The organism is Cohnella cellulosilytica (assembly GCF_042431195.1).
GTDB lineage: Bacteria > Bacillota > Bacilli > Paenibacillales > Paenibacillaceae > Cohnella > Cohnella cellulosilytica.
The window spans coordinates 155716-181951 of sequence record NZ_JBHMDN010000079.1 but is presented as its reverse complement, the minus strand read 5'-3'; the positions used below and the strand labels follow the sequence as shown (position 1 = coordinate 181951).

The window sequence follows — 26236 nt, the reverse complement described above, 5'->3', positions numbered from 1 at the left end:
CATGGCAATGGCGAAAAGAATCAAATTGAGAACGCTGCTGGCGGGAGGGATTTTCACCCTCCTTTTTGTCGGTTTGGTCATGCGGGTCTATTGGGTGCAGGTGGTCAAAGCCGAATTTTGGACGGAAGAGGCGATGAAAACCTGGAACGCCAGCGAGACGCTTAAGCAGGAGCGCGGCATGATCCTCGACCGCAACGGCAAGGTGCTGGCCGCCGATGCCGCCGCCTACACGATCGCGGTCAATCCGAAGCTGATCGCCAAATTCGAGCAGGAGCATCCGGAATGGAAGATGGCGGACCGGATCGTGTCGAAGCTTCATAACGTGCTCGGCACCTCCGAGGACAAGCTGAGAGAGATGATTGCGTCCAAAAAGGACAACGGCGAGTACCGCGATCAGCGCGAGATTCGTCCGGAAGGCTGGAAGGTCGACAAAAATGTCAAGGACCGGCTCGACGCGTTCCGGGAGGAGCTGCGCAAAATTACCGGCATCAAGACGGACGTCGGACTCTATTTTCTCGAAGAAAAGAAACGCTATTATCCGAAAGAGGCGCTGGCCTCCCACATTCTCGGCTACGAGGACAAGGAGGGCAACGCGATTCAAGGGCTGGAGAAGAAGCTCGACGAGGAGCTCAAAGGCTCCGAAGGCTATATCAAGTACCAGAAAGACGGCGCGAGAATGCAGCTGCCCAACGGCAAGGTCGAATACAAGCAGGCGCTTGACGGCAAGGACATAACGTTGACGATCGACGAGGACATCCAGTTCTATATCGAGGAAGCGCTAAGGGCGGGCTACGAGCAGTATAAGCCGATCAGCATGACGGCGATCGCCGCCGATCCGAACACGATGGAAATTCTCGGCATGGCGAGCTTGCCCGATTTTAATCCGAATTCGTATTGGGAGAAAGCGCAGGATTTGTCCGCCTTCCGCAACAACGCGATTCAATCGCTGTACGAGCCCGGCTCGACGTTCAAGATCGTGACGCTGGCCGGAGCGGTGGAGGAAGGGCTGTTCGATCCGAACGCTTATTACAAGTCCGGCTCGATCAAGTACAGCGACAAGGACAAGCCGATCAAGGACCACAACAACGGCGTCGGCTGGGGCGAAAACGGCATGATTACGTATTTGGAGGGGCTGAAGCACTCCAGTAACGTCGCGTTCGTCAAGCTGGGCTACCAGATGCTGGGCAAGGAGCGGCTGGTCCAATATATTAACGATTTCGGCTTCGGCCAGAAGACGGGCATCGAGCTGCCGAACGAGGTGTCGAAGCCGTTCAGTCTCGACTGGCCGTCCGAGGTGGCCACGGCGACCTTCGGCCAGGGTAAAGTATTGGTCACCCCGATTCAGCAGGTGGCCGCGGTCGCGGCCGTCGCCAACGGCGGCAGATTGCTGCAGCCGCATCTGGTGAAAACGATCAGCGACCCGAATACGGGCGAGAAGGTCGTCACGGAGCCGACGCTCGTGCGCCAGGTCATCTCTCCGGAAACGTCGCGTCAGGTCGGCTTGTATCTGGAGCAGGTGGTCAGCGACTTGAAGGACGGGACGGGACGGGTCGCCTATACGCCGGGCTACCGGATCGCGGGCAAGACGGGTACGGCGCAGAAGGTTTCGAGCGGCCAGGCCGGCGGCTACGCCAAAAACAAATACGTCGTATCCTTTATCGGCTACGCGCCGGTCGAGAATCCGAAAGTCGTGCTGTACGTCGTCGTCGACGAGCCGCAGATCGACAACGCCGGCGGCGGCGCGGTCGCCGGTCCGATTTTTAAGGAAATCATGGTCAAATCGCTGCAAAAGCTCGGGGTTGAACCGAAGCTGGACGAGTCGGAGACGGAAGCCTCCAAGGACGAGTCGTCGACGGCCGAAGACAGAAACGCGGTGCTGACGGCGAACGTGCCGGACGTGACGGGGATGACGGTCGCCCAGGCGCTCGATCGGCTGACGCAGGGCAAATTCCCGCACGGCGTGCTCGGCAAGGGAGACAAGGTGCTGCAGCAGCTGCCGAAGGGCGGCAGCGTGATGCCGACCTCCCAGAGAATCTACCTGCTGACGGATACGAAGACGGGCAACGTGCCCGACCTGACCGGCTTATCGCTGCGCGACGCGCTGGAGATGTGCTCCTTGCTGCAGGTGACGGTCAAGGTCGAAGGCGAAGGATACGTCGTCTCGCAGCAGGCGGTCAAGGAGGACGACCGCTGGACGCTGCATTTGAAACTTGCTCCCCAGGATCAGGACGATGCGGCGGGAGAGGAGCCGGACGGAGGCGACGGTTCCCCGGAGGACGAACAGCCGTCGACGGACGAGGCCGCCTCCGATTGACGTACCCGGCGCGTCGACCGACAATACCGGCGCTAGCGGACGTGATGGGGACCGACCGACAAAAACCGGCGCCGACGGACGCAGCGGGTACCGACGGACGAACCCGGCAGCGGCCGACGAAACCGGCTTCGACCGACGAGGGCTTGTTCTAACCCTCTTGTCCGCGGAATAGTCTGGAACAAGGCGATAGCCTTGCAGACGTTCCCGGGTAAGGGGGTTTTCTCTTGAAAAAAATATCGCAGGTGACGGTCCGCAAACGGCTCTATATCGCGCTTGTGTTCGCGGTGTTCGCCTTTGCGGCGCTCGTGCTTAGACTCGGTTATGTGCAATTGTGGATCGGCGGCGAGATTACGAAGAAGGCCGAGGATTCCTGGAGGCGGAACATTCCGTTCGAGGCGAAGCGCGGCGAGATCGTGGACCGCAACGGCATTCGCCTTGCCTATAACGTCAGCTCTCCGACGATCTACGCGATTCCGGTGCAGATCAAGGACAAGCGGGCCGTGGCCCGGCAGCTGGCCGGACCGCTCGGCATGTCCGAGGAGGCGCTGTTCGAGAAGCTGTCCAAACGGGAGTCGAGCGTGGAGCTGAAGCCCGGCGGCCGGAAAATGACGATGGAGAAGGCGCAGGAGATTCGCAATCTCGGACTGCCGGGCATCGTCGTGACCGAGGACAACAAGCGCTATTATCCATACGGCAGCATGGCCTCGCACGTGCTCGGCTTTACGGGCAGCTACAACCAGGGCTTGACGGGGCTGGAGCTGAAATACGATCAACGGCTGACGGGACTCAGGGGCAGCGTATCGTATCTGTCCGACGCCGCGGGCCGCAAGATGCCGCAATCCTCGGACCAGTACGCGCCGCCGCAGGACGGACTGACGCTGCAGCTGACGATCGACCAGACGATTCAGTCGGTCGTCGAGCGGGAGCTGGACCAGGCGATGCTGCAGTATCAGCCGAACGGCGCCATCGCCATCGCGATGAACCCGAACACGGGGGAGATCTACGCGATGGGCAGCCGGCCGACGTTCGAGCCGGACAACTACCAGGAGGTTTCGGCCGAAGTATACAACCGCAATCTGCCGATCTGGATGACCTATGAGCCGGGGTCTACCTTCAAGATCATTACGCTGGCCGCCGCGCTGGAGGAAAAGAAGGTCGATCTGGAGCACGAGCGCTTCTACGATCCGGGTTATATTGAAGTGGCCGGCGCGAAGCTGAGATGCTGGAAGCCGGGCGGCCACGGCAGTCAGACGTTCCTCGAGGTGGTGGAGAATTCCTGCAACCCCGGGTTCGTGACGCTGGGCAATCGGCTGGGCAAGGAGAAGCTGTTTTCGTACATTCAGGAATTCGGCTTCGGCAAAAAAACCGGCATCGACCTGCAGGGGGAAGAGAACGGAATTCTGTTCAAACTGAAGCAGGTCGGCCCGGTCGAGCTGGCCACGACCTCGTTCGGACAGGGCGTGTCGGTAACGCCGATCCAGCAGATTACGGCGGTATCGGCGGCGATCAACGGCGGCAAGCTGTTCAAGCCGTTCGTCTCCAAATCGTGGATCCAGCCGGAAACCGGCATCGTCCTCGAGGAGACGGAGCCCCAGGTCGTCCGGCAGGTCATCTCGGAGGAGACGTCCGCGAAGGTGCGGGACGCGCTGGAGAAGGTCGTCGCGCAGGGAACGGGAGCGAAAGCGTTCCTGAACGGCTACCGGGTCGGCGGCAAGACGGGAACGGCGCAGAAGGTCGTGAACGGGCGTTATTCCAAGAGCGAGCACATCGTCTCGTTCATCGGGTTCGCTCCCGCCGACGATCCCCAGCTCATCGTCTACGTGGCCGTCGACAATCCGCAGGGCGTCCAGTTTGGCGGCGTCGTCGCCGCTCCGATCGTGCGCAACATTATGGCCGACGCCCTGCCTTACCTGGGCGTGGAGCCGCGCAGCAAGCAGGTGGAGAAGGAATACAAGTACGGAGAGCCGCGCACCGTCACCGTGCCGAATCTCGTGGGCAAGACGGTGGCCGACATTTACGAGGATATGAATTCCGACTTCCAGCTGTCGGCTTCCGGCAGCGGGTCCGCGGTCGTCCGCCAGGCGCCGGCGGCCGGAGCGCGGGTCGAGCAGGGCTCGGTCATCCGCATTTATCTCGGCGCGGGCGATTAAACTTTGCTCATCCTCTTGAATGAAGGCTATGCGTTGGAACATAATGATTGTACGTTGTTTCTGCGTGCAGAACGCCATATCAGGTCGTCAGGAGGCCGTTATCCCATGAAACTGCTCGAACTCTCTCAACAATTGCTGCTTGCCCGGATTACAGGCGACGGCTCCGTCGCCATTCATAGCCTGGAGTCCGATTCCCGCCAGGTCCGGCCGGGCTGCCTCTTCTTCTGCCTGCCCGGCCACACGGTGGACGGACACGATTATGCCGAGCAGGCGCTGGCGCAGGGGGCGGCGGCGCTTGTCGTCTCCCGCGAGCTGCCGCTGTCCGCGCCGCAGCTTGTCGTGCCGGACACCCGCAACGCGCTGGCAATAATCGCCGATTACTATTGCGGCCGGCCGTCCCACAAGCTGAAGCCGGTCGGCGTCACGGGCACGAACGGCAAGACGACGACCACCTATTTGGTCGAGCGGATTTGGGCGGATGCGGGCGTTTCCGCCGGCGTCATCGGCACGATCGAAACCCGTTACGCGGGACGGAGCGTGCCGATGTCGGGGACGACGCCGGACGTGCTCCGCTTGCAGACCATTTTGCGGGATATGGTCGAAGCGGGAACGGAGCGCTGCGTCATGGAGGTGTCCTCGCACGCGCTTCATCAGGGCCGCGTAAAAGGCTGCGATTTCCGCACGGCGATCTTCACCAACCTGACGCAGGACCATCTTGATTATCACGGGACGATGGAAGCTTACGAGGCGGCCAAAGCTTTGTTTTTCTCGCGGCTCGGCAACGTCTATTCCGACGATCCGCGCGAGCGCAAATACGCGGTTCTGAACGCCGACGACGCGGCGTCGGACCGGCTCGCCAGGCTGACCTCCGCCGAGGTGCTGACCTACGGCATCGAGAACGACGCCGACTTGCGCGCTTCCGATGTGCGGATTACGGCCGGCGGCACGTCCTTCCGGCTGGAATCCCCGTTCGGAAGCCGCGAGGTCGGCTTAAAGCTCGTCGGCAAGTTTAACGTATATAACGCGCTCGCGGCTTTGGGCGCCGCGCTCTGCGAGGGGATCTCTCTCGACGGCGCGCTTGCCAGCCTGGAGCGGATCGCGGGCGTTCCCGGCCGCGTGGAGCCGGTCGACGCCGGCCAGCCGTACGCCGTCATCGTCGATTACGCGCATACGCCGGACGGGCTCGAGAACGTGCTGAACACGGTGAAGGAGCTGGCCGACGGCAAAATTGTTTGCGTGTTCGGCTGCGGGGGCGACCGCGACGCCACGAAGCGTCCGATTATGGGGCGGATCGCCGCCAGGCTCGCCGACGAGATTATCGTGACGAGCGACAATCCGCGCACGGAGGACCCGCAGCGCATTCTGAAGGACATCGAAGCGGGGCTGGAGGAAGCGAGCGTATCGCCCGCCCGCTACGAGCTGGAGCCGAATCGGCGAGCCGCGATTGAAAAAGCGGTTGATCGGGCAGGCCCCGGCGATGTAGTATTGATTGCGGGGAAAGGCCATGAGACGTACCAGATCGTCGGACGGGAAACGCACGATTTCGACGATCGTCTTGTGGCGAAAGAAGCGATAAGGAGTCGAATGCGGTGATGCAGGCAACGATTCGGGAGACGGCCGGGTGGATCGGCGCGCAGCTTGTCGGCGGCGAGACGCCCGGAGCGGAGGAAGCGCGCCTGAGCGGCGTTTCGACCGATACGAGACGGATCGGTCCGGGTCAGCTGTTCGTTCCGCTGAGGGGAGAACGGTTCGACGGGCACGATTACGTCCGGGCGGCCAGGGACGCGGGGGCGGCGGCCGCGCTGTGGGACGCTTCGGTTCCGCGGCCGGAGGGCTTGGACCTTCCACTGCTGCTCGTGGAGGACACGCTGGAGGCGCTGCAGCGTCTGGCGGCGGCTTATCTGAGCGAGCGGCTGGGCTCCGCTACGGTCGTGGCGATTACCGGCAGCAACGGCAAGACGACGACCAAGGATCTGGTCTCGTCCGTGCTGGCGACGTCGTTCCTTGTACATAAAACCGAAGGCAATTACAATAATCATATCGGTTTGCCGCTGACGATTCTGAGCGCGCCGGCCGGGACCGAGGCGCTTGTGCTGGAGATGGGGATGAGCGGCTTCGGGGAAATCTCCCTGCTGTCCCGGCTGGCCCGCCCGGATATCGCAGTCATTACGAACATCGGAGAATCGCATCTGCTGCAGCTCGGCTCGCGGCGCAACATCGCCAAGGCGAAGCTGGAAATCGCCGAAGGGCTGAAGCCGGGCGGCACGCTCGTCTATTGCGGCGACGAGCCGCTGATCGCCGAAGCGCTCGCCGAGCGGCCGCCGGCGCCGGGAACGAAGCTTGTCGCGTTCGGCGAGAACGCGGGCAACGATTGGGTGGCGCGCTACGTTCGGGTGACGGCGGAGGGCACGCGGTTTACCGCGGCGGGAGACGTCGAGGCGGCGTTCGAGCTGCCGGTTCCGGGGCGCCACAACGCGGTTAACGCGTTGGCGGCGATCGCGGTGGGCCGAGTCTTCGGCCTGTCGCCGGACGCCATCGGCGCGGGGCTGAAGCAGACGAAGCTGACCGGCATGCGGATCGAGCGGAGCGTCGCCTGGAACGGGGCGGCCATTCTGAACGACGCCTACAACGCCAGCCCGACGTCGGTCAAGGCGGCGATCGATCTGGTGGCGGAGCTGGGCGGCTACCGCCGCAAATGGGTCGTGCTCGGCGACATGCTGGAGCTGGGCGACGGCGAACGGGAGCTGCACGGCGGCATCGGGCGGTATTTGGACCGTTCGAAGGCGGATCGCGTGCTGCTGTACGGCCCGCTGTCCAAGCATGCCTACGAGGAAGCGCGAGCGAAATACGAACAAGATGACCTGCGCCATTTCGACGACAAGGGAGCTCTCGCGGCGCTGCTGCTCGCCGAGCTGTCCCCGGACGATCTGGTGCTCGTCAAAGCATCGAGGGGTATGAAAATGGAAGAAATCGTATCGACGCTGCAGAGAGGAGGCGGGGAGTGACGGGATGGACTACACATCGGTATTGTGGACGTTAGGCGTATCCTTCGTGCTGGCGGTATTGATCGGCCCCCTGTTCATCCCGCTTCTGCGCAGATTGAAATTCGGGCAGCAGGTCCGCACGGACGGACCCGAGTCCCATCTGAAAAAGTCCGGCACGCCGACGATGGGCGGCATCATCATTCTTGTCGCGCTCACGATCGCATTCCTTCGGTTCGCCGACCGCGGACCGCAGTATTGGGCGCTGATCGTGGCGTGCCTGGGCTTCGGCCTCGTCGGTTTTCTGGACGATTATATTAAAATCGCCTTCAAGCGTTCGCTTGGCTTGACCGCCAAGCAGAAGCTGTTCGGCCAGCTTTTGTTTTCCGCCATCTTTTGTTGGATTCTGATCGGTATGAATCACAGTACGGCTATCGGCGTTCCTGGAACGAATTGGTCTTTCGACCTCGGTTGGGCATACTATTTATTGGTAGTCGTCATGTTTCTCGGCGCGACCAACGCCGTCAACTTCACCGACGGACTGGACGGCCTGTTGGCCGGGACAAGCGCTCTCGCCTTCGGCGCGTTCGCCATCGTGGCGGTGGAGCTCACTCAGCCGCATTCGGCCGTGTTCAGCGCGGCCGTCGTCGGCGCGGTGCTCGGCTTCCTCGTCTACAATGCGCATCCCGCCAAGATCTTCATGGGAGATACCGGATCGCTGGGCTTGGGCGGAGGCATCGCCGCGGTCGCGATTTTGACGAAAACCGAGCTGCTGCTCGTGATTATCGGCGGCGTGTTCGTGCTCGAGATGCTGTCCGTCATTATCCAGGTCGCGTCGTTCAAGACGCGCGGCAAGCGGGTGTTCAAGATGAGCCCGATCCACCACCATTTCGAGCTGTCGGGCTGGTCGGAGTGGCGCGTCGTGACGACCTTCTGGTTCGTGGGGCTGCTGCTGGCCTGCGCCGGTTTGTTCTTGTTCAAAGCGAGCTAAAGGAGTTTTAACGCGAATGATGCAGCTGACTAATTACCGCGGACGGCAAGTGGTCGTCCTCGGTCTGGCAAGAAGCGGCGTAGCCGCCGCCAAATTGTTTCACGACGTCGGCGCGATCGTCGTCGTCAACGACAAGAAGGAGCGGGATCAATGCCCCGAAGCCGACGAATTGGCGGCTTTGGGCATTTCTGTTGTGTGCGGTCACCATCCGGACGGGCTCGTGACCGGGGAGACGGCGCTGCTCGTCAAAAATCCGGGCATTCCTTACACCGCGCCCCCGGTCGTCGAAGCGCTCCGTCTCGGCGTCGAAGTGGTCAGCGAGGTGGAGGTGGCGGGACAGCTGTCCGCGGCGCCGATCGCCGGCATTACCGGCTCCAACGGGAAGACGACGACCACGACGTTGACGGGCGTGCTGCTCGATGCGGCCGGCCTGAAGCCGCTTATTGCCGGCAATATCGGTCGGCCGCTCAGCGAAGCGGCGCTGGAGGCGGAGCCGGACGGATGGCTGGTGGCCGAACTGAGCAGCTTCCAGCTGAAGGGCACGTCGGATTTTCGCCCGCGCATTGCCTGCCTGCTGAACGTGGCCGAAACCCACCTCGATTATCACGGATCGATGGAGGATTATGTTGCCTCGAAGGCGAAATTATTCGAGAACCAGACCGCGGAAGATGTCGCCGTCTACAACGAGGATGACGAAACGTGCCGCCGGCTGGCGGCCTCGTTCAAGGGCCGGGCCTTTCCGTTCTCGGTGACGAGAACGCTGGAGACCGGGGTCATGATCGAGCCTCCTTACGCGGCTGTGCGTCCGTCGGAGGAAGAGGACGGGGCCGAGGACGACGGCTCGGACGACGATCGGTGGATCGTCAGCCGGGACGGCAGCGGCGAGGCGAGGCGCATTATTCGCGTCGCCGAGCTCGGCATTCCCGGCCGCCACAATGCGGCGAACGCGCTGGCGGCGATCGCCATCGCGCTGTCCGCCGGGGCGGACCCGGAGCGCCTGGCCGAGCCGCTGCGCGGATTCCGCGGCGTCGAGCACCGCCTCGAATACGTCGGGACGTTCGGCGGAGTCAAGTTCTACAACGATTCGAAAGCGACGAATCCGATGGCGACGACGATGTCGATTCTGTCGCTGCCCTCGCCGCTTATACTGATCGCGGGCGGGCTGGACCGCGGCTCCGACTATATGGAGCTGCTGCCGATTTTCCGCGAACGGGTGAAAGGGCTGGCGGCGATTGGCGAGACGAGGGAGAAGCTTGCGCGCGTTGCGGAGCTGGCCGGTTTAACGAGCGTGAAACTCGTCGAACCTGTAGAGGACGCCGAGCGGACGCTCAGGGCAGCCGTACGGGAAGCCGCCGCCATGGCCGGGCCGGGAGATATCGTGCTCCTGTCTCCGGCATGCGCGAGCTGGGACATGTTCCCGTCCTACGAAGTTCGAGGCCGCATTTTTAAGCAATCGGCGCATACGCTGTAAGAGGGGGCTTGTCTCCACTCTTGCTGTTCGTGAGGTGTCCGGTTCATGGCCAAATCCCGCTCCGTCCCAGATGTATGGATGATCGCCGCAACGCTCGGCATACTGGCCATCGGCGTCGTAATGGTGTACAGCGCCAGCGCCGTAGCGGCTTTTCATGACTACGGAGATTCGTATTATTACGTTAAAAGGCAGCTTATTTTCGCCGTGCTCGGAATCGCTTCGATGTTCGTGACGATGAACGTGGACTACACGTTTTGGCGCAAGTGGGCGGTGCCCGCGCTGCTCGTCTGCTTCGGGCTGCTCGTCATCGTGCTCGTGCCGGGAGTCGGCGTCGTGCGCGGAGGCGCGCGAAGCTGGCTGGGCATCGGCTCGCTGGGCATCCAGCCGTCCGAATTCATGAAGCTGGCGATGATTCTGTTCATCGCCAAGCTGCTCTCCGAGCGGCAAAATCAGATTACCGATTTCACGAAAGGGCTGCTGCCGCCTCTTGGCATTCTGGGGGCGGCCTTCGCGCTCATTATGCTGCAGCCCGATCTCGGAACGGGCACCGTGATGATCGGGGCCGCGCTGCTGGCCATCTACGTTGCCGGAGCGAGGCTGTCCCATCTGGCCGGACTCGCCATGATCGGCGTGGCCGGCCTGGTCGGGCTGATCTTGGCGGCGCCGTATCGGCTGCAGCGGATTACCGCGTTTCTCGATCCGTGGCAGGACCCGCAGGGCGCGGGTTACCAATCGATTCAGTCGCTGTACGCGATCGGGCCGGGCGGCCTGGTCGGACTGGGACTCGGAATGAGCCGGCAAAAATACAACTATTTGCCCGAGCCGCAGACGGACTTTATTTTTTCCATTCTGGCCGAGGAGCTGGGCTTCATCGGAGGCTCCCTGCTCATCTTGCTGTTTTTGCTTCTGATCTGGCGAGGCATGAGAACGGCCATCACGCTGACCGATCCGTTCGGCAGCCTGTTGGCGACGGGCATCGTCGGCATTTTCGCCGTCCAGGTGCTCATCAATATCGGCGTCGTCATCGGCCTGCTCCCGATAACGGGAGTTACGCTGCCGCTTGTCAGCTACGGAGGCTCGTCGCTGACGCTGCTGCTGACGGCGCTGGGCATTTTGCTTAATCTATCCCGTTATTCGAGGTGAATACCATGCGTGTCGTGTTGACCGGAGGAGGCACCGGGGGACATATTTATCCCGCGTTGGCCATAGGCCGCGAAATTTCCGAGCGAGAGCCGGGCTCGGAGCTGCTCTATATCGGCACGAGCCGCGGATTGGAAGGCCGGATCGTCCCCGAACAGGGCATCGCTTTCGAAAATATAACGATCACCGGCTTCAAGCGTTCGCTGTCGTTGGAGAACGTGAAGACCGTCATGCGGTTTCTGAAAGGCGTGTCCCGCTCCAAGGAGCTGCTGAGGAAGTTCAAGCCGGACGTCGTCGTCGGCACCGGCGGCTACGTCTGCGGTCCGGTCGTCTACGCCGCGTCCAGGCTGGGCATTCCGACGATCATCCACGAACAGAACGTGCTTCCGGGCCTGACCAACAAATTTCTGAGCCGCTACGTCGACGGCGTTGCGGTGAGCTTTAAGGAATCGGAGCCGCATTTCGCCAAATGCCCGAACGTCGTCTACGCCGGCAATCCGTGCGCGACGCGCGTGCTGAAGGCGGACGGCCGAGCCGGCTACGCGTCGCTGGGCTTCGCGCCGGGAACGCCGTTCGTGCTCATCGTCGGCGGCAGCGGCGGGGCGCGGGCGCTGAACGAAGCGTTCGTCCGCATGCTTCCGCAGCTCGGGAAGCTGCCGGACGCGCGCTTTGTGTTCGTGACCGGCGAGCGGTTCTACCGGGAGACGGAGAGCGCCGTAGCCGGCAGCCCGCATGCGGCCGATGGCCGCGTCAAGGTGCTGCCGTATATCGCGGGCATGCCCGAGGTGCTGGCGGCGGCATCGCTCTACGTCGGCCGCGCCGGGGCGTCCTTCCTCGCGGAGGTGACCTCGCTGGGGCTGCCGTCGCTGCTGATTCCGTCTCCGAACGTCACGAACAACCACCAGGAGGCGAACGCCCGAAGCTTGATGAACGCCGGAGCGGCGGACATGATCCTCGAGCGGGAGCTGAGCGGGGAGACACTGTTCGCGGGCATCGCGGCCATAATGGGCGACCGGGCGCAGCGTGAGCGGATGTCCGCCGCGTCCCGGGGACTTGGCATGCCGGAATCGGCGTCTATTATTTACGATCAAATCGCGAGATTATCGCGTAAAAGATAAAAGAAACGTCCTTCGAAAGGCGCGCAATTGGGCGTTTGTCACCACCCCCGCCCAGTCGTCATAAGATACAGCGTGATCGTGAATGTCTGACCGGCGGGCAAGACGGCGGCGACGACGCGCAGCCCCGAAGGACTTGAAAGGAGGATGGACCATGCAGCAATTGGTTGCCGAGCTGAAGCGGGCGGGAATCGATCGGGTTCGGGAGAACGAACCGCTGTCCGCGCATACGACCTGGAAGATCGGCGGACCTGCGGACGTGCTGATCGTTCCCGAGAACGACGAGGAGCTCGAGGCAGTTCTGCGTCTGTGCGCGGCCCATGGAGTGCCATGGAGCACGCTGGGACGCGGGTCCAATACGCTGGTGTCCGACAAGGGAGTCCGAGGGGCGGTCATCAAGCTGGGCAGAGGCTTCGACGAGGTGAGGTTCGATGGCGAGACGGTGATCGCGGGCGCATCGTATTCTTTCATCAAACTGTCGATCATGGCCGGCAAGGAAGGACTCACCGGACTGGAATACGCGGGAGGCATTCCAGGGTCGGTGGGCGGCGCCGTTTATATGAATGCCGGAGCTCACGGGTCGGACATTTCACGCATCTTACAGTCGGCCAGCATCGTGTGGGAAGACGGAAGCAGGGAAGTGCTCGGGAACGCGGAGATGAAATTCTCCTACCGCCATTCCATTTTGCAGGAGCGTCGGGGCATTATTACCCGGGCGGTATTTCGTTTGGCGAGCGGAGACCGCAAGGAGATCGCGGCGGCGATGGCGACGTACAAGGATCGACGGCGCCGCACCCAACCGCTGCAGATGGCTTGTGCGGGCAGCGTCTTTCGCAATCCGCCGAACGATCATGCGGCTAGGCTGATCGAGGCGGCCGGGCTGAAAGGACTTCGCCAGGGAGCCGCGGAAATATCCCAAATGCATGCCAACTTTATCGTTAACCACGGAGGCGCTAAGGCCGAGGACGTCCTCACCCTCATTGGGAAAGTGCAGCAAATCATCGAACAAACCTACGGAATATCGCTGGTGCCAGAGGTTCTCATGATGGGTGAGCGGTAACCCGGAGGTGAATCCCTTGGACAATTTGGTGATTGAAGGCGGGAACCCGCTTTCGGGCACCATCCGTATCCATGGAGCCAAAAATGCCGCTTTGCCGATTTTGGCCGCCAGCTTGCTCGCGGAAGGAGAAGTGACGATCCGCAACGTGCCCCGGCTGCTCGATATTGAGGTCATGCTGGACATCTTGCGGGATCTCGGGTGTAAAGCCCGGCATCAGGATACGGTGGTGACGGTCGAAACGGCAGTCGCGACATCCTCGCACATTCCGGAGACGCTGATGCGCAAAATGCGTTCCTCGGTGTTTTTGATGGGGCCGCTTCTTGCAAGATTCGGAGAAGCCCAGCTCTATCAGCCTGGGGGATGCGCGATCGGCGAGAGAAAGATCGATTTGCATTTGCGCGGCTTGGCCGCGCTGGGCGCGAGAATCGAAGAGAAGGGCAGCAGAATCGTATGCTCGGCCCGCCGGCTGCAGGGCGCCGAGATCAGCCTGGATTTCCCCAGCGTCGGCGCGACGGAAAACATCATGATGGCAGCCGTGCTGGCCCGCGGCCGAACGACGATTATCGGCGCGGCCAGGGAGCCGGAAATTCAGGATTTACAGCAGTTTCTTAACCGAATGGGCGCGCAGGTGAGCGGGGCCGGAACGGACACGATCGCGATCGACGGAGTCGAAACCCTGCACGGCTGCGAATTCGAAGTGATACCGGACCGGATCGTCACCGGAACCGTCATGGTGGCTACCGCGGCGACACGGGGAGAAGTGACGCTTGAAAACACGAACCCGGGACATTTGACCTCTCTCATTCACGTTCTCCGCCGCGCCGGTGTTCAAATCGAGGCCGGCAATGATATAATGAGAGTTGGCGCCTTTAAAAGGCCGACGGCCGTAGACAGGGTCGTCACCTCGCCTTATCCGGCGTTTCCGACCGACATGCAGGCCCAGGTCATGACGCTGCTGGCGCTGGCCGACGGGGTAAGCGTGCTGAAGGAAACGGTGTTCGAAGGACGATTTAAACACGTGGACGAATTATGCCGCATGGGCGCCGATATCCGCGTCGATCTGAACAACGCCTTTATTCGCGGCGTGCCCCAGCTCTACGGCACGACCGTCGAAGCGACCGACCTTCGTGCGGGAGCCGCGCTCGTCGTGGCGGGATTGGCGGCGCAGGGCACGACGGTTGTCGAGCAGGTTCATCATATCGACCGGGGCTACGACCGGATCGAAGAGATGTTCCGGCGCATCGGCGGCAATATCAAGCGCGAAGTTCACAGAAGCAAAGTTTACAGCTAACCAGCTAACGGTGACGGGCCCCGCCGCAGAAGCTCACTTCCGCTGCGGGGTTTTGTGCTAGAATGAATCGGACAAGATGAGGACGAAGGGAGGACAATCGTGACCGAGAAAATTCCCGCGCTGAAGAAGGAGATCGAACCTCCGAAGACTCGTCGCGGCAAGAAGTGGATTCGGCTGCTGATCGCCTTGGCGGTTATTCTTCTTGTCGTGCTCTTCTTCCGCTCCCCTTTGTCGAAAATATCTGAAATTCAAATAGAGGGCAACGAGTTCGTCAGCCGCGAGGACGTCGTTCAGGCGCTAGACGTAGCATCCGGAGATTCGTTCTTCTTTCCGGGAGCCGGCAAGCTGAAGCGGCGCGCGGAAGTACTCCAGCCGATAGAAAGCGTGCAGATTGTCAAAAACTTCCCGGGCGTCCTGCGGGTCGAAGTGAAGGAGTACCCCCAGGTTGCCGTCCGACTCTCTTCCGACGGGGGCATGTCGGCGATTCTATCGAACGGGCTTGCGCTGCCGATGCCGAAGGACAAGCTTCCGGACAAGCCGATTCTCTCGGGATGGAAGGAGGACGACGCGAATTTGACGGAGCTGTGCCGGGCGCTCAGCGATTTGCCCGGATACCTGTTGTCGGATTTGTCCGAAATCCAACCTGATCCGTCCGTCTCCTACCCGAAACGGATCAAGCTGTTCACGCGATCGCGCTTCGAAGTGACCACGTCGATCGAGCTGTTAAAAGATAAAATCGCTTATTTGAGCGATATCGTGCAAAATCGCGAACCCGGAAAGATAACGATGTTGGATGTGGACTATTATTCGCCGTATTCGACGGAAATTGTTGCCGAGTAAGCCGGGAAGGCCGATAAACTTAAGGAAAAGGACTCTACTCAATCGGCGAAAAGAATGCTAGAATTTCATTTATGGGCAAAAGCGGGATCCGTTAGAAATGCCGGATTCGGCCGTGCCGAGCAAACTAAAAAAATTGTTGAAAAAAGAGGGAAAATCTCGCGGATGTGGAATATGTAGAGGAAGCATCCCTTGTTCGCAGCTATTTTCATCGATCTACGGGAGGTGCCACCGGTTGAGCAACAATGACCTCATCGTCAGCCTGGACATCGGAACTTCGAAAATCCGGGTGATTATCGGGGAGATCAGCAACGGGGCCATTAACATCATTGGCGTTGGTTCCGCCGATTCGGACGGAATCCGTAAAGGCGCCATTGTCGATATTGACCAAACCGTTCAATCCATCCGCAACGCCGTCGACCACGCCGAGCGCATGGTCGGAATAGGAATCGGCGAAGTTTACGTCGGGATTACCGGCAATCATATCGCATTGCAGAGCAATCACGGAGTCGTTGCCGTCTCCAATGAAGACAGGGAAATCGGCGAGGAAGATATCGAGCGTGTTTTGCAAGCGGCCAAAGTGGTTGCCCTGCCGCCCGAACGAGAAATCATCGGGCTGGTTCCGAAGCAATTTTTGGTAGACGGACTTTCCGGCATTCAGGACCCGAGAGGCATGATCGGGGTCCGTTTGGAAGTCGAATGCACGATCATTACCGGAACGAAAGCGGCAATTCATAACCTGATGAGATGCGTCGAGAAGGCAGGATTGAAAATATCCGGTCTGATCTTGATGTCGCTGGCTTCGGGGATGATGGCGTTAACCAAGGACGAAAAGCAGATGGGGACCGTTCTCGCGGATATCGGCGCGGGATCTACGACTCTGGCGATTTTCGAAGGAGGAAGCCTTGCTGCCGTTTCTACGCTGCCGATAGGCGGCGACTATGTGACCAGCGACATCTGCTACGGACTTAAGACCCAGACGGAGCATGCCGAGAAAATCAAACTAAAGTATGGGTGCGCTCGTATTGAAGACGCGGCCGAGGATCAGAAGTTCAAGGTGATGAGAGTCGGGAGCAACATGGAGAAGGAATTTTCCCAGTTCGATCTGGCCAACATCATCGAACCTCGCATGCAGGAGATTTTCCAGATGATCCGCCAAGAAGTGAAACGTCTCGGCTACCACGACAAGATTAACGGTTACGTACTGACAGGCGGTTCGGTGTCTCTGCCCAGCGTACTTCCGCTGGCCCAGTTCGAGCTGGAATCGAATGTCAGAATCGCGGTACCGGATTACATCGGCGTCAGGGATCCTTCCTTCAGCAGCGGCGTCGGCATGATTCAGTATGTCACCAAATATGTTCGAACGCGCGGCGGAGTCGGACCCAAGCGCGCTCCGAAAGCCAAAGCGGCGGGCGGCGGCGCGACGACGGAATCCAAGCCTGGCATTGTTGAATGGTTCAAAAACATGTTCAAGGAATTTATTTAAGCCGCCGCTTACGAGAGAACCATTCAAGCGAAGCAAGGAGGAGTTAATTAATTATGTTGGAGTTTGATTTTGAAATGGAACCACTTGCGAAAATCAAGGTCATCGGGGTCGGTGGCGGCGGCAGCAACGCTGTAAACCGGATGATCGAGAACGGCGTGAAAGGCGTCGAGTTTGTTACGGTGAATACGGACGCTCAGGCATTAAACCTGACCAAGTCCGAACAGAAGCTTCAGATCGGGGACAAGCTGACTCGCGGCCTCGGCGCAGGCGCGAACCCTGAGGTCGGCAAGAAAGCGGCCGAGGAATCCCGCGAATTCATTACCAATTCGCTGCGTTCGGCGGATATGGTGTTCGTAACGGCAGGAATGGGCGGCGGCACCGGTACCGGCGCGGCTCCGGTCATTGCCGAGCTGGCCAAGGAAAGCGGCGCGCTGACGGTAGGCGTCGTTACCCGTCCGTTCACGTTCGAGGGCCGCAAACGGTCGATGCAGGCCGAGATGGGCATCGAAGCTTTGAAAGAGAAAGTCGACACGCTGATCGTGATTCCTAACGACCGGCTGCTCGAGATCGTAGACAAGAAGACGCCGATGCTGGAAGCTTTCCGCGAAGCGGATAACGTTCTTCGTCAAGCGGTTCAAGGCATTTCCGACTTGATCGCCGTTCCCGGCTTGATCAACTTGGACTTCGCGGACGTGAAGACGATCATGTCCGAGCGCGGCTCCGCGCTCATGGGCATCGGACAAGCGGCCGGAGAGAACCGTGCGATGGAAGCGGCTCGCAAGGCGATTATGAGCCCGCTGCTGGAGACGTCCATCGAAGGCGCTCGCGGCGTCATCATGAACATTACCGGCGGCTCCAACCTTAGCTTGTACGAAGTCAACGAAGCGGCCGAGATCGTTATCGCCGCTTCCGATCCGGAAGTCAATATGATTTTCGGCGCGATGATCGACGATAGTCTGAAAGACGAGATTAAAGTTACCGTTATCGCGACAGGCTTCGAGCATAAAGGACCTACGCGTCGTCCGGTGAGTCCTTCGGCGGCAATGCCTCAAGGCCAGGCGCAGCCGGACCCGGTTGCCAGCCAGGGCAGCGAGGCGCGTCAGACGAACAATCTGCGTCCTTTCGGCAACCAAAATTTGTCGAGCGATCAATTGGACATCCCGGCTTTCTTGAGGAATCGTCCTCGCGGAGACCGTTAATTTTCGTTTCGATTGGCTTGGAATCAAAGCTCCCGTTCCACTTCATGTGGACGGGAGCTCTTTTTTCGCCAACGATTCAGAAAGTATAAAATCCGCTATCCTTTTCCGAATCGTCTCCGACATAAGCGTCTTCGCCGTCCTAAGGATGCCGAAGGCGTTTTTGCTTAACTCGACAAAAAAAGGTACGAAGGGCTGGCAAGATTAGACAGACACCGAATTTGAAAGCGATTATACTGGGTTCATCCATCCCGGCCTGCATGCTGGCGATGTTCCGGGCGATGAAGGATGGGGGCTCCGTATGACCGTATATGTGGATCTCGTATTTCTGACCAACTTGGCCGTGGACGGAGCCGTGCTGATGGCGACCGCCAAGGCGCGCCGCATCATGCCGTCTCGTCCGCGCCTGTTCGCGGCCGCGGTTGTCGGAGCGGCGTACGCAGCGTTGATGTTTTGGGCTCATATCCCTTACATGTATTCCTTCGGAGCCAAAGTATTCGTCTCAGTCGCTATGGTGCTGCTCTCGTTCGGTTATGGCGGTCCGCTGCGTTTCCTTCGCAACTTCGCCGCATTTTACGTAGTCAATTTCGCTACTCTTGGCGGAGTAATCGGACTGTCTTTTTTGCTGCGGAGCGCCAGTTCACCATGGGGCGCAATGACGTTTACGCCGGATGGCGGATTGATTTTGGAATGGCAAATGCAGCTTGGACTATTTATCCTCACATTCCTATTGTCCATCTGGATGTTTCGCAGCGCCTCTGAGACGGACCGCAAGCGACAGCAGCTCGACCAACTGGTGTGGGAGACGGAAATCCGTATTGACGAGGAGAGCTGGACGATCCGGGCGCTGCTCGACACGGGCAACCGGCTGTACGATCCGCTTACGCGCATCCCCGTTATGGTCATGGATGCCGACGTATGGAAAGAACGGCTGCCGACAGGCTGGAGCGAGCGGTTGAAGCAGGAGCCTCCGGATAAGCTCATCTCGGAGCTCGATGCCCATGCTTCCGAGGCATACGCATGGGGCGGCAGACTCCGGCTAGTACCGTACCGTGCCGTGAACGGATCCAGCAAGCTCATGTTGGCCGTCAAGCCGGACCTGGTTCTGTTATATCGGGACGGACATCCCCCTCTTCAAGTAAACCGGGTACTCATTGGTTTAGATGGAGGCACTTTGTCATCCGAAGGAACTTATCGCGCCATCGTCCATCCGGACATGGTTCAGGCCGACCCCGTATCGTCGGCTCCATCTCAACCTGCGTGACAGGAGGTAGCAGAAATGTTCGTAAACTTGAAGCTGAGGACGCAATTGTCGATTTATCGCCTGTTGTTCCGGTTCGGTTGGAAGAGCGAGGAAGTGTATTACATCGGCGGCAGCGAAGCTTTGCCGCCCCCGCTCAGCCGCGAAGAAGAGGAGTATTTGCTGGAGAGGCTTTCGACGGGCGACGCCGCTATTCGGGCCATGCTGATCGAACGGAATTTGCGGCTGGTCGTCTATATCGCCCGCAAGTTCGAGAACACCGGCATCCATATCGAGGATTTGGTCTCGATTGGCGCGATCGGACTGATCAAGGCGGTCAATACGTTCGATCCGGAAAAAAAGATCAAGCTGGCCACCTACGCCTCAAGATGCATTGAAAATGAAATCCTGATGTACTTGAGGAGAAACAGCAAGACGAGAACCGAAGTCTCCTTCGACGAGCCGCTGAACATCGATTGGGACGGAAACGAGCTTCTGTTATCCGACGTGCTCGGTACCGAGAACGACACGATCTACCGCAACATCGAGGAGCAGGTAGACCGCAAGCTGCTGCACAAGGCGCTCGACAAGCTGAGCGAGAGAGAGCGGACGATCATGGAGCTTCGCTTCGGTCTGGCGGACGGAGAGGAGAAGACGCAGAAGGACGTGGCCGATTTGCTGGGCATCTCGCAATCGTACATTTCCCGGCTGGAAAAGCGCATTATAAAGCGTCTTCGTAAGGAATTCAACAAGATGGTTTAGAAATTGTAAGAAAATTCGGGGTTCTTGTCCATGGGAATAAAAACCCCCTTCCCGGAGATACTTTACATTAATGCTGCTCCCCGGGAGGAATTGCCTTGACCCGTAACAAAGTGGAGATTTGTGGAGTGGACACCTCAAAGCTGCCCGTTCTCACCAATGCCGAAATGAGGGAACTATTTCTCGCTCTACAGACCCGTGGAGAGATTTCCGCCAGGGAAAAATTAGTGAATGGCAATTTGCGGTTGGTCCTCAGCGTCATTCAGCGGTTTAACAACCGCGGGGAATTCGTAGACGACCTGTTCCAGGTCGGATGCATCGGATTAATGAAGGCAATCGACAATTTCGATTTAGGCCAGAATGTCCGGTTTTCCACTTATGCGGTCCCGATGATCATCGGGGAAATACGCCGCTATCTGAGGGACAACAACCCGATTCGCGTATCCCGAAGCCTGCGGGACATCGCCTACAAGGCGCTGCAGGTTAGAGATCAATTGACGAATCAGCATTCCAGGGAACCGACCATTCTGGAAATCTCGGAAGTATTGAACGTTCCGAAGGAAGACATCGTTTTTGCCTTGGACGCTATTCAGGATCCTGTATCCTTATTCGAGCCGATCTATCATGACGGAGGCGATCCGATCTTCGTGATGGACCAGATCAGCGACGAACGCAACAAGGACATCCAATGGATCGAAGAGATCGCTCTGCGCGAAGCGATGAGAAAGCTGAACGATCGCGAAAAAATGATCTTGTCCATGAGGTTCTTCGAAGGCAAAACGCAAATGGAAGTCGCCGACGAAATCGGCATCTCGCAAGCCCAGGTTTCCCGTCTCGAGAAGTCGGCCATCCAACAAATGCAAAAACACGTCAAAACGTAACTTGCCACTCCAGATCAAAAGGGAGAGGAGAGCGCCTCGCATCGAGCTGCTCTCCTCTCTTTTTGTCCCTTGCTTCACTTCACTCCGCTTACCTCGTCCACCGCACTCTACCACATCCTCCACCGTACCGCATTCCGCCGTACTGCACACTCCACCGTACTGCACTCAACCGCACCACACTCCATCGCACTCCACCTCATCCTACTCCGCACAGCTCCTCCGCCATATTCCGCTGTTTTCTCCCTTATAGCCATTATCCCGTCCCTTCAGGATGCTCCCTCCTACATCTCCGCAGCTTCTCTCCCGTCCGGCACCTCCTCCGGTCCTCAGTCCAGATTTTCTTTGCTGGCCAAATCCCCTTCCATTTTCACCCATATTATGTTTGGCATATGCCCATCCTCGCTCTTATAGCCATTATCCCCCTAGCTCAGAACTAACTCAGAAAATCGTTATTGCATCATTATTGCCCCTTTATAAACTTGGCGTACTACTCAATAACCAGTCATAGAGATACTAAATAACCAGGCATAGACACAGTCAATAGCTAGGCATAGGCATACTCAATAACTAGACAGGCTGAACAAATGCGATTCAGTCGGATAACCTGTCAAACAGGAACATTAGGTATAAGGACGGAGCGGGAACTATTTAGGTATAAGTACAGAACGGGAACAAAAGGTGCAAGAAGCTAAACGACGAGTCCGGAGGTTGGTACAGAGACGAGCAAGAAATCAATGCGTCTGGATGCGGACAGAATAATAGGAGCGAGTATCGAAAGGTCTAGGATAACTTACTCGTTATTGCGAAAACGGTCAGGTGATCAGAAAACATTTTGCCGGAGATGCGTTGAAGCAACCTGAACAGAACAAAGCTTTCATGGAACAATAGAATTTTTCGGGATCGTCTGAAGACATAAATGGACGACGAGGTCGAGTGTGTAGAATGGATAACAGTGTCGCATGCAATGGCATAGACATTGAGAGAAATTAGCATGCTTCTTTCAGCAGTTTAGAATAGGTGCTTTTGTGGATGGCGGAGTGGTCGACACGGCTTATCAAATCTGGATAGGTCACTACGAGAGAAGAGACGCTCCATTGAAGCAGACGATGAAATGGGCTGGAGGATCTCTCGCGATTGTTCAACCCAAAGCAAAACTGATCCAGGTAAGACTGCAAATGCTTAGGACCAATCCCGTTAAACATATAGTTAATCCAATTGCCTGCTTGCTGGCACAGCTGTATAAGCGGGCGATAGCGATCGGGGCTGTATTCCAAAATAACGGCAGAAATAATTGTGGCTTCTGGGGCGACATAGCGTTCGATGAAATCGCGCTTGCCTCCATTGGTAATCCGATCGTGGATCAGATAGTCGTCCGGGACATGCTTGATTTTTACATGAGAGAAAAGTTCCTTGTCATCCATCGAAACGCCGGCCAGTAAAGGCTGCTTTTGAGGATGACGGAACACGGTTGGATTGTGAGGTTTACCGTAGGCGCCGCTGTTGATTCGTACGATTCCGTCGAGAAGTTCACCAGCATCGGAAGCGGACATGGCATGACGGATTTTGTGGCAGATGAGCCAAGCCGTTTTATAAGTTGTTCCCATGACTTCCGCGAGCCGGGAGGCGCTGATACCGCGCGGCCGGGCGTGAAGAAAAATAGCCTGGAACCACAATCGTAAGGGCGTTCGGCTGCCCTCCATAATGGTCCCGACGATGAGAGAAGTTTGCGAGCGACAGGAGCGGCATTCGTATAGCGGAAGCCGGCGGGAATGAATTTCGTAGCAGTGAGGATGGGCACATTTCGGACAACGAAATCCTTGGGGCCAGCGCGCTGAAAATAAGGCATCAATGCAGATTTGCTCGTCATTGAACTCGTCGCAAAATTGCTCAAAGGATAGGTTGCTTGTCAATGTCTCTCACCTCCATACAGAACATTTGTTCTTATTTAAGAATATACTATTTTTTCTATTTTTGCAAGTGGGAGATGCCCTTTTTTTATTGCGCGCACATGTGTCCATTCCTGAATGAAGGGGATAGTAGAAGGAAGTGGAGGCGTGGATCGGGGCTGATGTGGAAGGGCACGATGTAAAAACAAGCAAATATAGAAAATGGAACAGCATATAAAACGGAGCAGCATAAAAACGGAACGTCATATAAGCAAATCGTTATATAAATTAATCAGCATATAAATGGAGCGATTTATAAAACGGAGTAAAAACGGAGCAAAAACATTTAAGCGAAACTGTTCGCAAACTGAGCCGAAGGGATAATGGTCATAAGGAGAAAAATGGGTATCCGAAAGGAGCGGAGAAAATGAGTCTTTTGGACTATGCAGTAGGGATGAGAAAAGACATTCTGAGGGAAGGGGATAATGGCTATAAGGAGGAAAAAGCGGGGAGGGGGGATTTCTCAATAAGTCTCCTGAGCCGAGGGGATAAAGAGCTGTATGCGGTGTGAGGTCGCAGAATGGGAGGGACCGGTGGATAACGACGGCTGGGTAAATATCATGGTGGATAAAAGAGGGGCATCGTACATTTTTCTTAGACGGATCATATATTTAATAGCAGGGTAACAATGCCCGGTCGGACGGGGGGACGTGAACGGATGAAAATATCGGATTTTCAGACGAAGGACGTAATCAACATCGTCGACGGGAAGAAGCTGGGGCAGGTCAGCGATCTGGAGCTTGATTTGCGGCAGGGGCGCATCGATTCGATCGTGGTTCCCACCTCTACGAGGCTGTTCGGGATGTTCGGCGGGGGCAACGACGTGGTCATACCTTGGCGGAATATCGTGAAGATCGGGACCGATGTCGTGTTGGTTCGTTTGGACGACGCGAAGGTGTACCGGCTGGAGGATGGGGATGCGCACTCGGGAAGGTAGGAAGGGATGCGCACTCAGGCAGATAGGATGAGGATGCGCGCTTGGGAAGACGGGACGGGGATGCGCCAAGGAGGCTGGGGCGAGGATGCGCACTCGGGAAGATCGCGTGCCGGAGGGCGCGCTTTCTTCCGCTTGCGACGCGGCTATGGTACACTTGGAGTCGGAGGTGCGATAGTTGGAGCCTTATGTATTGCGCGAGGAGAAGGAGGCGGATCGTCCTTCTTCGCTGTTCATACTGCAGTCCTGGTGCGGAACGGACGGATTGACCGCCGGATTTACGACGAGACACGCGGGGAATGTCGCCTTGCACGTAGGCGACGAGCCGGATCACGTCGTCTCGAACCGGGAAGCGGTGACCGGCCTTCTGGGATGGGAATTCGCGGCTTTCACTTGCGCGGAGCAGGTGCATGGGAGCGACGTGCGCGTCGTCGCGGCGAAGGATGCCGGGCGGGGACGCGCAAGCCGGGAGACGGCTTTCGCCGACACGGACGCGATGATTACGAACGAGCCGGACGTTTTGCTTGCGATGTTTTACGCCGATTGCGTCCCGCTTTATTTTTATGATCCGGTGACGGGGTCGTTAGGACTGGCCCACGCGGGCTGGAAGGGGACCGTGGCCGAAATTGCGGTCAAAACGGTGGAAAAGATGCGCGAGGTTTACGGAGCGCTGCCGGAAAATATGCGGGCGGCGATTGGGCCGTCGATCGGCGGCTGCTGCTACGAGGTGGATGAATCCGTGCTTAGGCATGTGCGGCCGTTGGCGAATTTGTCGACGGAAGAAGTCGTCAAACCGAACGAATTTGGCGATCGGGCGCAGCTAAACTTGAAACATTTGAACCGACAACTTATGATAAAAGCAGGAATTATGCCGAGCCGCATCGAAATGTCTTCATGGTGTACAAGCTGCCGTACGGATTTGTTGTTTTCCCACCGGAAGGAACGGGGAGCGACGGGCCGGATGATGAGCTGGTTGGGCAAGAAATCGAGGTGATCGTTTCGTGGCATTGGAAAGCCGACTGCGAGACGTGGAGAACCGGCTGGAGCTGGCTTGCTCAAGGAGCGGCAGGCGCCGCGAGGATGTGCGGATTATCGCGGTCACCAAATACGTGTCGACCGCCGCGGCGGAAGCCGTCGTGCGGCAAGGTGTGACTCATATCGGAGAAAACCGCTGGCCCGACGCGAAGGCAAAATGGGAGGCGCTCCAGGGGCAAGCCGTTTTTCATTACATAGGTTCCCTGCAGACGAACAAAGCGAAAGACGTGGTCGGAAAGTTCGCTTACATTCATTCGCTGGATCGCGAATCGCTTGCCGAGGCGATCCAGAAGCGGGCGCAAGCGCTGGAGCTGTCCGTTCCTTGTCTGCTGCAGGTGAATGTTTCCGGAGAGCAGTCCAAGCACGGACTCGAGCCGGAGGCGGTCCGCCCTTTTCTGGAGAAGTTGAGGAAGTTCGACCGGATCAAGCCGATCGGCCTGATGACGATGGCTCCTCACTATAGCGATCCCGAGGAGACGAGGCCGGTGTTCCGGGCGCTGAAACAGCTTAAGGAAGAATTGAACGCATCTTCCGTATCGGACGAGCCGTTAACGGAGCTGTCGATGGGCATGTCCAACGATTTCGAAGTGGCCGTGGAGGAAGGCGCGACTTGGGTGCGCTTGGGAACGGTGCTCGTCGGGAAAGAAGAATTCAAGGAGGGATAGGAATGGGCGTTATGAATCGGTTCCTTAATTATTTGGGGCTGCAGGAAGAGCAGGAGCTGGAAGAAGCGGACCGCGAGCGTCTGGCCGATAACGAGGAACAAGAAATTGAAACTCCCGCGTTCGAAACGCGTAAACATTCAAGTAAGAACAACGTCGTGAGCATTCACTCCCAGAAGGCCGCTCGCGTCGTTCTCACGGAACCGCGTTCCTACGACGAAGCGCAGGAAATCGCCGATCACCTGAAGTCTCGCCGTTCGGTTGTCATCAACCTGCAGCGCGTCAGAAGAGACCAGGCGATCCGGATCGTCGATTTTCTGAGCGGCACCGTATACGCCCTGGGCGGCCACATCTCCAAACTGGGATCGGACATTTTCCTCTGCACGCCGGATTCGGTGGAAGTGTCGGGAACGATTACGGAAATGCTGTCCGAGGAATCCGCCGACTATCCCAAAATGAGGTGACACCAGGTTGGAGCAAATAGAATATTACATTAGCATTCTGTACCGCATCTACTCTTACATGATCATCATTTACGTGCTCATGTCTTGGCTTCCGGCGGTGAGGGAGAGCTTTGTCGGCGAGCTTCTCGGCAAATTGGTGGAACCGTATCTAAAGCCTTTCCGGAGGCTGATTCCCCCGATCGGCGGCATGCTGGATATCTCCCCGATCATTGCTTACTTCGCGCTCGGTTTCGTCGCGCAAGGCTTGATCGCCGTGCTGAGATTTCTGTTCGGAGCGTAGCCG

At 58.2% G+C, this 26236-nt stretch carries 22 protein-coding genes; 21 read left to right on the top strand and 1 reads right to left on the bottom strand.

Going from position 1 to position 26236, the window contains the following annotated elements; translation table 11 throughout:
• Position 1 precedes the first annotated feature (1 nt).
• The 16 genes from ACFFT4_RS34060 to sigG all read left to right on the top strand — a co-directional run bounded on the left by ACFFT4_RS34060 (position 2) and on the right by sigG (position 20912).
• Positions 2–2314, top strand: a complete 2313-nt coding sequence (locus ACFFT4_RS34060; RefSeq protein ID WP_378054124.1) for a penicillin-binding protein — start codon at positions 2–4, stop codon at positions 2312–2314.
• Between the two features lie 224 nt (positions 2315–2538).
• Positions 2539–4464, top strand: coding sequence for a stage V sporulation protein D (locus ACFFT4_RS34055; RefSeq protein WP_378054122.1), 1926 nt, complete (start codon positions 2539–2541; stop codon positions 4462–4464).
• 105 nt (positions 4465–4569) lie between these two features.
• Positions 4570–6057 (top strand): UDP-N-acetylmuramoyl-L-alanyl-D-glutamate--2,6-diaminopimelate ligase, encoded by a 1488-nt coding sequence (locus ACFFT4_RS34050; RefSeq protein ID WP_378054120.1) that lies wholly within the window; start codon positions 4570–4572, stop codon positions 6055–6057.
• The gene (locus tag ACFFT4_RS34045; protein ID WP_378054118.1) at positions 6054–7469 is read left to right on the top strand and encodes a UDP-N-acetylmuramoyl-tripeptide--D-alanyl-D-alanine ligase; all 1416 of its coding nucleotides are present in this window, start codon (positions 6054–6056) and stop codon (positions 7467–7469) included. The genes ACFFT4_RS34050 and ACFFT4_RS34045 overlap by 4 nt, the downstream gene beginning before the upstream one ends.
• A 4-nt stretch (positions 7470–7473) precedes the next feature.
• Complete coding sequence (gene mraY / locus ACFFT4_RS34040; protein WP_378054116.1) at positions 7474–8436, top strand: phospho-N-acetylmuramoyl-pentapeptide-transferase; 963 nt, start codon at positions 7474–7476, stop codon at positions 8434–8436.
• Between the two features lie 16 nt (positions 8437–8452).
• Entirely contained in the window at positions 8453–9907 is a 1455-nt protein-coding gene (gene murD / locus ACFFT4_RS34035) for a UDP-N-acetylmuramoyl-L-alanine--D-glutamate ligase (RefSeq protein WP_378054114.1), read from the top strand.
• A 45-nt stretch (positions 9908–9952) separates the two neighbouring features.
• A complete protein-coding gene (gene spoVE / locus ACFFT4_RS34030; protein ID WP_378054112.1) occupies positions 9953–11050 on the top strand; it encodes a stage V sporulation protein E in 1098 nt (365 codons plus the stop codon).
• A 5-nt stretch (positions 11051–11055) separates the two neighbouring features.
• Positions 11056–12165, top strand: coding sequence for an undecaprenyldiphospho-muramoylpentapeptide beta-N-acetylglucosaminyltransferase (gene murG, locus ACFFT4_RS34025; protein WP_378054110.1), 1110 nt, complete (start codon positions 11056–11058; stop codon positions 12163–12165).
• A 151-nt stretch (positions 12166–12316) separates the two neighbouring features.
• Entirely contained in the window at positions 12317–13222 is a 906-nt protein-coding gene (murB, locus tag ACFFT4_RS34020) for a UDP-N-acetylmuramate dehydrogenase (protein WP_378054108.1), read from the top strand.
• Positions 13223–13238: 16 nt separating this feature from the next.
• Complete coding sequence (murA, locus tag ACFFT4_RS34015) at positions 13239–14513, top strand: UDP-N-acetylglucosamine 1-carboxyvinyltransferase (protein WP_378054106.1); 1275 nt, start codon at positions 13239–13241, stop codon at positions 14511–14513.
• A 99-nt stretch (positions 14514–14612) separates the two neighbouring features.
• Positions 14613–15353 carry a cell division protein FtsQ/DivIB gene (locus ACFFT4_RS34010; RefSeq protein ID WP_378054104.1) on the top strand — a complete coding sequence of 247 codons (741 nt, stop codon included), beginning with the start codon at positions 14613–14615 and terminating at the stop codon, positions 15351–15353.
• A 232-nt stretch (positions 15354–15585) separates the two neighbouring features.
• Positions 15586–16836, top strand: coding sequence for a cell division protein FtsA (ftsA, locus tag ACFFT4_RS34005; RefSeq protein WP_378054102.1), 1251 nt, complete (start codon positions 15586–15588; stop codon positions 16834–16836).
• A gap of 53 nt (positions 16837–16889) precedes the next feature.
• Positions 16890–18035 carry a cell division protein FtsZ gene (gene ftsZ, locus ACFFT4_RS34000; RefSeq protein ID WP_378054100.1) on the top strand — a complete coding sequence of 382 codons (1146 nt, stop codon included), beginning with the start codon at positions 16890–16892 and terminating at the stop codon, positions 18033–18035.
• A gap of 298 nt (positions 18036–18333) precedes the next feature.
• Positions 18334–19296, top strand: coding sequence for a sigma-E processing peptidase SpoIIGA (gene spoIIGA / locus ACFFT4_RS33995; RefSeq protein ID WP_378054098.1), 963 nt, complete (start codon positions 18334–18336; stop codon positions 19294–19296).
• Between the two features lie 15 nt (positions 19297–19311).
• Positions 19312–20034, top strand: coding sequence for an RNA polymerase sporulation sigma factor SigE (gene sigE, locus ACFFT4_RS33990; protein ID WP_378054096.1), 723 nt, complete (start codon positions 19312–19314; stop codon positions 20032–20034).
• Between the two features lie 95 nt (positions 20035–20129).
• Positions 20130–20912 (top strand): RNA polymerase sporulation sigma factor SigG, encoded by a 783-nt coding sequence (gene sigG / locus ACFFT4_RS33985; RefSeq protein ID WP_378054094.1) that lies wholly within the window; start codon positions 20130–20132, stop codon positions 20910–20912.
• Positions 20913–21898: 986 nt separating this feature from the next.
• Here the strand turns inward: sigG and ACFFT4_RS33980 are convergent.
• Positions 21899–22822 (bottom strand): transposase, encoded by a 924-nt coding sequence (locus ACFFT4_RS33980; protein ID WP_378054092.1) that lies wholly within the window; start codon positions 22820–22822, stop codon positions 21899–21901.
• Positions 22823–23516: 694 nt separating this feature from the next.
• Here ACFFT4_RS33980 and ACFFT4_RS33975 point away from each other — a divergent pair.
• The 5 genes from ACFFT4_RS33975 (at position 23517) to ACFFT4_RS33955 (ending at position 26233) form a co-directional block, all read left to right on the top strand.
• A complete protein-coding gene (locus tag ACFFT4_RS33975) occupies positions 23517–23795 on the top strand; it encodes a YlmC/YmxH family sporulation protein (protein ID WP_094041605.1) in 279 nt (92 codons plus the stop codon).
• Positions 23796–23970: 175 nt separating this feature from the next.
• Positions 23971–24786, top strand: coding sequence for a peptidoglycan editing factor PgeF (pgeF, locus tag ACFFT4_RS33970; RefSeq protein WP_378054090.1), 816 nt, complete (start codon positions 23971–23973; stop codon positions 24784–24786).
• 7 nt (positions 24787–24793) lie between these two features.
• Positions 24794–25492, top strand: coding sequence for a YggS family pyridoxal phosphate-dependent enzyme (locus ACFFT4_RS33965; protein WP_378054088.1), 699 nt, complete (start codon positions 24794–24796; stop codon positions 25490–25492).
• Between the two features lie 2 nt (positions 25493–25494).
• Entirely contained in the window at positions 25495–25953 is a 459-nt protein-coding gene (locus tag ACFFT4_RS33960; protein ID WP_378054086.1) for a cell division protein SepF, read from the top strand.
• Between the two features lie 7 nt (positions 25954–25960).
• Complete coding sequence (locus ACFFT4_RS33955; RefSeq protein WP_378054084.1) at positions 25961–26233, top strand: YggT family protein; 273 nt, start codon at positions 25961–25963, stop codon at positions 26231–26233.
• The last annotated feature ends 3 nt before the right edge of the window (positions 26234–26236 follow it).

Bases quoted from the DNA above. Each gene is read 5' to 3' on its own strand.
- ACFFT4_RS34060 (WP_378054124.1), top strand. From the start codon at position 2: ATGGCAATGGCGAAAAGAATCAAATTGAGAACGCTGCTGGCGGGAGGG.
- ACFFT4_RS34050 (WP_378054120.1), top strand. From the start codon at position 4,570: ATGAAACTGCTCGAACTCTCTCAACAATTGCTGCTTGCCCGGATTACA.
- mraY (WP_378054116.1), top strand. From the start codon at position 7,474: ATGGACTACACATCGGTATTGTGGACGTTAGGCGTATCCTTCGTGCTG.
- murD (WP_378054114.1), top strand. From the start codon at position 8,453: ATGATGCAGCTGACTAATTACCGCGGACGGCAAGTGGTCGTCCTCGGT.
- spoVE (WP_378054112.1), top strand. From the start codon at position 9,953: ATGGCCAAATCCCGCTCCGTCCCAGATGTATGGATGATCGCCGCAACG.
- murG (WP_378054110.1), top strand. From the start codon at position 11,056: ATGCGTGTCGTGTTGACCGGAGGAGGCACCGGGGGACATATTTATCCC.
- murB (WP_378054108.1), top strand. From the start codon at position 12,317: ATGCAGCAATTGGTTGCCGAGCTGAAGCGGGCGGGAATCGATCGGGTT.
- ftsZ (WP_378054100.1), top strand. From the start codon at position 16,890: ATGTTGGAGTTTGATTTTGAAATGGAACCACTTGCGAAAATCAAGGTC.
- spoIIGA (WP_378054098.1), top strand. From the start codon at position 18,334: ATGACCGTATATGTGGATCTCGTATTTCTGACCAACTTGGCCGTGGAC.
- sigE (WP_378054096.1), top strand. From the start codon at position 19,312: ATGTTCGTAAACTTGAAGCTGAGGACGCAATTGTCGATTTATCGCCTG.
- ACFFT4_RS33975 (WP_094041605.1), top strand. From the start codon at position 23,517: ATGAAAATATCGGATTTTCAGACGAAGGACGTAATCAACATCGTCGAC.
- ACFFT4_RS33960 (WP_378054086.1), top strand. From the start codon at position 25,495: ATGGGCGTTATGAATCGGTTCCTTAATTATTTGGGGCTGCAGGAAGAG.